The organism is Brevundimonas sp. UBA7534, assembly GCF_002479325.1.
Lineage (GTDB): Bacteria > Pseudomonadota > Alphaproteobacteria > Caulobacterales > Caulobacteraceae > Brevundimonas.
The window spans coordinates 1-7,249 of sequence record NZ_DLMO01000001.1; the positions used below are offsets into that span (position 1 = coordinate 1).

Here is a 7,249-nt window from a genome sequence, read left to right on the forward strand (position 1 = left end):
CGCCGACCCGCTGCTGCTGATCGAGACCATCGACGTGCCTCAGGCGCGCGAGTACGTCGAAAAGGTCGTGGCGGCCTACTGGATCTATCAGCGAATGTTCGGCGGACCGCTGAAGACGCTGGAGGCGGTGGCCGCCGGCGCACCGCTGATCCCCGTAGCGCTGGACTATGTCCCGCCCACCGCCGAACCGGTGCAGATCGCCCAGGCCGCCCTTATTCCGGGCGTTCAGTAGGACTGTCTCAGAATACCGCCGCCAGCAGCATGGCCCAGGCCATCGCCGCGACCGCCGCCACCAGGCCGTGGGCCAGCAGGGGATGCAGCGGACGCGGCGGCCTTGCCGGGATCGAAGGGGGCGCGGACGCCGTCATGGCGGGTCTCTCCAGCCGGAAGCGGCTGGCTCCAGATAACGCGGTCCGATTAAGGCCTCGTCAGCCGCCATGGTTTGCCGCTGGTTAAGCCAGGGCCTCGACTTCCCAGTACAGGATATTCGATGCCGCGAACTCTCGTTCTATCCTATTGATAAAGCTGATTTTTCTAAGAACTTAGGAAATCTCAGCGACGATTGGTCACCATATGGTCACCAGAAGAGGGGAAGAGCCAGCAATCTGGATCAATACCCACTTCCTGAAATCCCATAGCAGAAACCCGGTCGGAAATCTCCCGACCAGCGGCCGCTGAGCCGCCGAAAGCCCTAGCCCAACTTAGTGAGCCAGCAGTGGGGTGCGTGCGGGCTATCCTCGCTGTGCGACCAGCAGCCGTTTGCATCAGCAGACGCTGGAGGTGAGAACATCTAATGTCCGCCTCCGATCCGCGATCGGCCCCGAGCTCACCCTTTCGGCGTGCCGAGATCGTTGTTAGTCGGTCAGCGTGCTAGGCTTATGCATCGACCCCGAAGCCTCAATAGCAACTATCACCTCGACACGGAGACCGCCTCCTGGTGAGCGCAAGAACTGCACCTGTCCCCCATGGGCCTTCACTGTGGCGAGGACGATAGAGAGGCCCAGACCGCTCCCTCCGGAAGGTGCATTGGCCGCACGGAAGAAGCGCCTACCCAGCCGATGCAGGTCCGAGAAGGCCACGCCCGGGCCGTCGTCCTCGACGATTAAACGCCCGGAAGTCGGGTCGTAACTGATCACGACTGAGGATGCCGCATGCGCCTGCGCGTTGGCGAGGAGATTGGCAGCCGCTGCCTCGAAGCGATCTGGATCCACGTTAAGCAGCGCGTCACCTTCAACGATCGACACCCGATCATCGCCTTCCGCTCCTGCAAACAGCGACCGAAGCGTCACCCAGCGGCGATCTTCGTCGCTAACCGGCATCTCGTCCTCGCGCGCCAAGACGAGAAGACCTGTGACGAGGCGGGCAGTGCGATCGACAGAGGTCTGGATCTGCTCCAGCGCGCGTCTTCGAACGGCCGTATCCGAAGACGACGCCGCAATCTGCGCCTGGACGCGCAGGCCTGCCAGAGGCGTACGCAATTCGTGCGCGGCAGCGGCCGTGAACTCGGCCTCGCGACGTCGCGCTGCGCCAAGGCGTGACATCAAGTCGTTCAGCGCCAGGGCGAAGGGACGGAGTTCGCGGGCGTCCGGCGATACGTCCAACGCCGTCAGATCTTCCGCATCCCGTACCGCAAGGCTGCGGGTCATTTGTCGAATAGGGGTCAGCCCCCGCCCTACCGACCACCAGATCAATACGCCAAGCACCAGCAGACCAAGGACCGCCGGACCGATCAAAGCGGTGACGACATTGCCGACCAGGTGCTCGCGAACGGCCAGATTGTCCCCGACCATGACCCTGAAACCGGCATCACGATCATGCACCGTGTAGACGCGCCAGCGCTCGCCCCGGATCGTGCGTTCTGAAAAACCGTCGCCCCCTTCCGACAATCGCTCCGCAGGCGCGCTTTGGGACCGACCAATCAGATCGCCTTCCAGCGACCAGATCTGGCAGGAGAGCTGACGGTCGTAGACATCGGCGGCCCCGCTTTCCGGAGCCTGCATCGCCGGGCGCACGCTGCCGGCCTGCATCAGGGACGAGACCATGCGGGCCGACTCCATCAGGCGCCGGTCCAGCACCCGTTGCACCTCGGCCCGGGTCTGGATCTCGACCCAGACGACCGCGCCGCCCCAGACGAGGGCGGTCACGAGCGCGAGGGTGGCGAACAGACGCAGGCGGATCGAGCTCATTGCAGGGTGTATCCTACGCCGCGGACGGTGCGGATGAAGCCGGCTCCCAACTTGGCCCGGAGATAGTGGATGTGCACTTCCACCGCGTTAGAGCCGATCTCCTCCTGCCAACCGTACAGGCGTTCTTCTAGCTGACTGCGCGAGAGGACCTGTGCAGGCCGTTCCATCAGGGCCTCCAGGATGGCGAACTCACGTCTCGAAAGGGGCAGGTCCCCCTCTTCACGCCAAGCCAGACGCGACTGGGGATCAAGGGTCACCCCGCCGTGGCGCAAGGCGGGCGCCGAGCGCCCAAGCAGGCGACGCCGCACCGCGCGCAGTCGCGCCGCCAGTTCGTCGAGATCGAAAGGCTTGCCGACATAGTCGTCCGCGCCGGCGTCCAGACCCACAATGCGGTCCCGACTGTCATCGCGCGCCGACAAGACCACCACGCCGACATCCATGTCGCGCTCGCGAACGAAACGCAGCACCGAAAGGCCGTCGCCATCAGGAAGACCCAAATCCAGCACGACCGCATCGAACGCCGAGCTTTCCAGCGCCGCGAGGGCGTCCTCGACCCGCCCGACGACTTCGACCGTCCAGCCGCAGGCGCTGAGCCCGACCTGGAGGCCGTCGGCGAGAACGGGATCATCTTCTATGGCGAGCAGTCTCATGCGGCGTGAGGTGGAAGTTGCGGCTTAAGCCTGACTTAAGCTCGTTTGCCGACGAGATGGCCATGAGGTTTTTCCGCCGACTGTTGCCCGCCGCTCTCGCGATCCTGTCCTTCACCCTTCCGGGTTCGGCATTGGGTCAGGCTCCGCTATCGCCTGACAAGGCCTTCTCCCTGACGGTGACGCGTGAGGCTGACGGCGACCTGGCCTTCGCCTGGGACATTGCGCCCGGCCATTATCTCTATCGTGACCACACCGTCGCCAGCACGCCGGGCGGGAAAGCATCGCTGCCTCTGGAGCTTGCGACCGGCGAAACCAAGGACGATCCGGGCTTTGGCGTCGTCGACGTCTGGCATGACGAGGGTCGCGCGACCCTATCGGCGCAGACCCTGACGCAGGTTGGCGGCCCGACGTCGGTCAACATCACCTACCAGGGGTGCCTCGAGGACTCGATCTGCTACCCGCCGATGACGCGGACAGTGGACGTGCCGACCCGGCCGCAGTCCGAGGTTGCCGCTCGGGAGGCCGATGCGCAGACCGCTCAGGCCGCCGCTCTGCTGGCGATCCAGGCGCCGGGCGCTGCACCCACACCCGCACTCGCGAGTGATGAGGGCGCGTTGGCGCCTCCGCCGGTCGCGCCATCGCCGGCGGTCATCCCGGACCCCAGCCCGGGCTTCGTCGATCGCTTGGCGCTGCAGGGCGGGGCCACCTGGGTCCTGCTCGCCTTCTTCGGTTTCGGCGTGCTTCTGGCCTTCACGCCCTGCGTCTTTCCCATGTACCCGATCCTGGCCGGCGTCATCGGACGCGGCGTGGACGGGCGCGGTACGCGCCGAGGCCTGATGCTCTCGGTCGCCTATGTGCTGGGCCTTTCCGTCGCCTTCGCCCTGCTGGGCGTCGCGGCCGCCTGGTCCGGACAGAACCTGCAGATGGCGCTCCAGTCGGTTTGGGCGATCGGCGCTCTGGTTGTCGTCTTCGTCGTTCTCGCCGCGTCCATGTTCGGCGGCTTCGAGTTGCAACTGCCCTCGGCCTGGACCAGCCGCCTGTCCCGCGACAGCGGTGACGGACGGCGGTCCCTGCCCTCAGCCGCAGGTCTGGGCTTCGTCTCCGCCCTCATCGTGGGCCCTTGCGTCACCGCGCCCTTGGCGGGCGCCCTGCTCTATATCGCACAGACCGGCGACGTTGGGCTGGGCGCGGCGGCCCTGTTCTTCCTGGGCCTGGGCAAGGGGGTGCCCTTGATCGTGTTCGGCACGGTCGGCGCGCGCTTCCTGCCCAAGGCTGGGCCGTGGATGGACCGGGTGAAGATGCTGTTCGGCTTCATCTTCCTGGGCATGGCCTGGTGGCTGGCCGGCCGCATCCTGCCGCCGAGCGCGACGCTGGCTTTCGGCGCGGCGCTGGCGCTCGGTCTGGCGGCGGCTCTCGGCCTGTTCCAGCCGCTGAGCCCGAATCTGAGAAACGGCGTCGCACGTGTCGCTGGCCTGGCGGCCGCGACCTGGGGCCTGTTGCTGCTGGTCGGCCTCAGTCTCGGGGCGGACGACCCGTGGCGTCCGCTTGAGCCCCTGGCGCGGCCCGCTGGAATCTCAGCCGCCGCGCCGGTCGAAACCGCAGCGGTCGTGCTGGATCAGACGGCGCTCGACCGCGCCGTCGCCGATGCCGCCGCGCGCGAACGTCCCGCCCTGGTCTATTTCACCGCCGACTGGTGCGTCAGCTGCAAGGTGATCGAGCGGACGGTGTTCGAGGACCCCGCGGTCATCGCCGGCCTTTCGAACACCGACCTCATCAAGGTCGACGTCACGCGCAGCACGCCCGAGGCGCGCGCGCTTCTTGAGCGGCACGGAGTGATCGGACCGCCGACGATGATCTTCCTGTCGCCCTCGGCGACCGAAGCGCCGGGCAGCCGACTGATCGGAGAGATGTCGGCCCAAGACGTCGCCTCCGCCCTGCAGAGCGCCGGAGCCGCCGCATGAACGCCATCACCCTGGGCCCGCTCGTCCTGTCGGGCGAGCGGTTCGCCATCATCGCCGGCGTGTTCGTCTTCATGATCGGCGTCGGGCTGTTGGCCAGCCGGGTCAGCCCGCGCTTCAACCTGTGGAGCACGGTCCTAGTCTTCGGCGGTCTGGCGGTCGCCCGCCTCGGTCACGTGGCGACGCACTGGGAGTATTTCGGGGCTGACCCGTGGCGGGCGCTCGCGGTCTGGCAGGGCGGATTCAGTTGGATCTGGGTCGCGCCGGTCGTGATCCTGGCCACCATTCTGCTGCTGCGCACGACGCGCGAACGCGCCTGGGCCATTGCGCCTGTGCTGGCCAGCGCCTTGGTTTGGACCACCGCCCATCAGTTGGCCTCGGCGACGCAGCCCATGGCGCCGCCCGCCCTGACGCTGGCCGCGATGGACGCACCGGCGATCGACCTTTCGGCGCCGATCGATCGGCCTACGGTGATCAATCTCTGGGCCACCTGGTGCCCGCCCTGCCGGCGCGAGATGCCGGCTTTGGCCCAGGCCGAAAAAGCCCATCCGAATGTGCGCTTCCTCTTCGTCAACCAGGGCGAGGGCGAAGCCGGCGTTCGGGCCTTTCTGCAGAGCCAGGGGCTGGCCCTCGACCATGTGCTGTTCGACGAGGCCATGGCGCTGCCCCGCCACTACGGTACGGCCGGCATTCCGGTGACCCTGTTCCTCCACGCCGACGGCCGTCTGGCCAAGGCCCACATGGGGGAAATCGCCCCCGAACAGATCGCGACCGAAATCGCGCGTCTGCACTGACCCCCTCGCCTCACGGAGCTTCCATGAACCGCACCTTCGCCCCTGCCTTCGCCGCCGTCCTGGCGCTCGCCGCCTGCGGCCCGGCCGACGCCGACAACGGCGCGGCGCCCGCCAGCCCTTCCGCCGCCTCCGGACAAGACATGCCGCCCATCGCCCAGGTCGGCTTCAATGACCTGCTGCGCGATCCCGCAGCGCCCTTCATCGGCGCCGAGAACGCCGATGTGACCATCATCGGCTTCGTCGATTACAACTGCCCCTACTGCAAGAAGATGCAGCCTGAGATCGACGGCCTGCTGAAGGCGGACACCAAGGTGCGCGTCCTGTACAAGGATTGGCCGATCTTCGGCGACGTCTCGGAGACCGCCGCCCGGACCGCCCTCGCCGCCGCCTATCAGGGCAAGTACGAGGCCGTCCATAACGCCTTCATGCTGTCGCCGTCGCGCATCGGCGACCAGGCGGACATCACCCGTCTGGTCCAGTCGGCCGGCGTGGACATGGCGCGCCTGAATCAGGACCTGGCCGAACACCGCGCAGACATCGACGCGGTGCTGGACCGAAATGGTCGAGAAGCGGCGGCCCTGGCCCTGCAGGGCACGCCCGCCTTTATCATCAACGGCAATCTGATCCCCGGCGGCATGCCCCAGGCGCAACTCGAAGCGGTGATCGGTCGTATCCGCTCCGGACAACCGCTGCGCTGAAGCCGACCATGACCACCCTGACCCTGCTCCAGCTGAACGACCTCCACGGCTATCTCGAGCCGCATCCCGAACTGGTGCGCACCGAAGGCGGCTGGCGGTTCGAACGGCTGGGCGGGGTCGCCCGCATCGCGCGCCTCTTCGAAGAGGCGCGCGCCGAAGGTGCATGCCTGACCCTGGACAACGGCGACACCTTCCATGGCACGCGGGTCGCCGTCGCCAGCCGGGGCGAGGCGCTGGTTCCGATCATGAACGCCCTGAAGATCGACGCCATGACGGCGCACTGGGAGTTCGCCTATGGCCCGGCGGGGTTCAAGGCGTTGGCGGCGGGACTGGATTATCCCGTCCTGGCCGCCAATGTCTTCCGCAAGGATGACGGCGCGCCGGAGTTCGACGGGCGGTGGGTGTTCGAGCGCGGCGGTCTGAGGATCGGCGTGATCGGCCTGGCCTGCCCCATCATCGACAAGACGATGCCCCCCGCCTTCTCTGAAGGCGTGCGGTTTGAAATGGGTGTGGCCGAAGCCCGCGAGCAGCTGCACCAGCTCCGCGAGGAAAAGGTCGATCTGGTCGTCCTGCTGTCGCACCTGGGCTTTCCGCAGGATCTGAAGCTGGCCGCCGAAACGCCGGGCATCGACGTGATCCTGAGCGGTCATACCCATAACCGCCTGCACGAACCGGCCCGCGTCGGCGACACCCTGATCATCCAGTCCGGCTGCCACGGCGCCTATATCGGCCGGCTGGATCTGGAGATTGCAGAGGGCCGCGTGTGCCTGCGGCGCCATCGGCTCATAGCCGTGGACGCTGGCCCCGAAGACGATCAAGTCGCCGGCTTGGTGGAGATGGCCCTGGCGCCCGAGCGCGAGCGTCTGGCGCGCATCGTCGGCCGCACCGCCATCCCCCTTCACCGCTACGCCATGGCCAGCGCGCCGATGGACGACGTCCTGCTGGCGGCGGCGGCGCAGGCGG

7 protein-coding genes and 1 pseudogene are annotated in these 7,249 nt (G+C 67.3%); 5 read left to right on the plus strand and 3 right to left on the minus strand.

What is annotated here, in order from left to right; translation table 11 throughout:
• A pseudogene (locus tag B2U11_RS00005) lies at window positions 1–232 on the plus strand (lytic transglycosylase domain-containing protein); the annotation flags it as partial.
• A gap of 7 nt (window positions 233–239) precedes the next feature.
• Here B2U11_RS00005 and B2U11_RS00010 read toward each other — a convergent pair.
• The 3 genes from B2U11_RS00010 to B2U11_RS00020 all read right to left on the minus strand — a co-directional run bounded on the left by B2U11_RS00010 (window position 240) and on the right by B2U11_RS00020 (window position 2,836).
• Window positions 240–368 (minus strand): hypothetical protein, encoded by a 129-nt coding sequence (locus tag B2U11_RS00010; RefSeq protein WP_292068883.1) that lies wholly within the window; start codon window positions 366–368, stop codon window positions 240–242.
• A gap of 486 nt (window positions 369–854) precedes the next feature.
• Complete coding sequence (locus B2U11_RS00015) at window positions 855–2,186, minus strand: ATP-binding protein (protein ID WP_035308677.1); 1,332 nt, start codon at window positions 2,184–2,186, stop codon at window positions 855–857.
• Window positions 2,183–2,836, minus strand: a complete 654-nt coding sequence (locus B2U11_RS00020) for a response regulator (protein WP_035308676.1) — start codon at window positions 2,834–2,836, stop codon at window positions 2,183–2,185. Before B2U11_RS00020 ends, B2U11_RS00015 begins: the two co-directional genes overlap by 4 nt.
• Before the next feature lie 62 nt (window positions 2,837–2,898).
• Between B2U11_RS00020 and dsbD the strand changes: the two genes are divergently transcribed.
• From dsbD to B2U11_RS00040, 4 genes are all read left to right on the plus strand, one after another.
• Window positions 2,899–4,797: a protein-disulfide reductase DsbD gene (gene dsbD / locus B2U11_RS00025; protein ID WP_224764426.1), complete on the plus strand. Its 1,899-nt coding sequence runs from the start codon at window positions 2,899–2,901 to the stop codon at window positions 4,795–4,797.
• Window positions 4,794–5,588, plus strand: a complete 795-nt coding sequence (locus B2U11_RS00030; RefSeq protein ID WP_035308673.1) for a TlpA disulfide reductase family protein — start codon at window positions 4,794–4,796, stop codon at window positions 5,586–5,588. Before dsbD ends, B2U11_RS00030 begins: the two co-directional genes overlap by 4 nt.
• Before the next feature lie 23 nt (window positions 5,589–5,611).
• On the plus strand, window positions 5,612–6,286 hold the full coding sequence (locus B2U11_RS00035; protein WP_035308672.1) for a DsbA family protein: 675 nt from the start codon (window positions 5,612–5,614) through the stop codon (window positions 6,284–6,286).
• 8 nt (window positions 6,287–6,294) lie between these two features.
• Window positions 6,295–7,249: bifunctional metallophosphatase/5'-nucleotidase (locus B2U11_RS00040; RefSeq protein WP_292068885.1), on the plus strand; the 955-nt coding region annotated here is incomplete at its 3' end.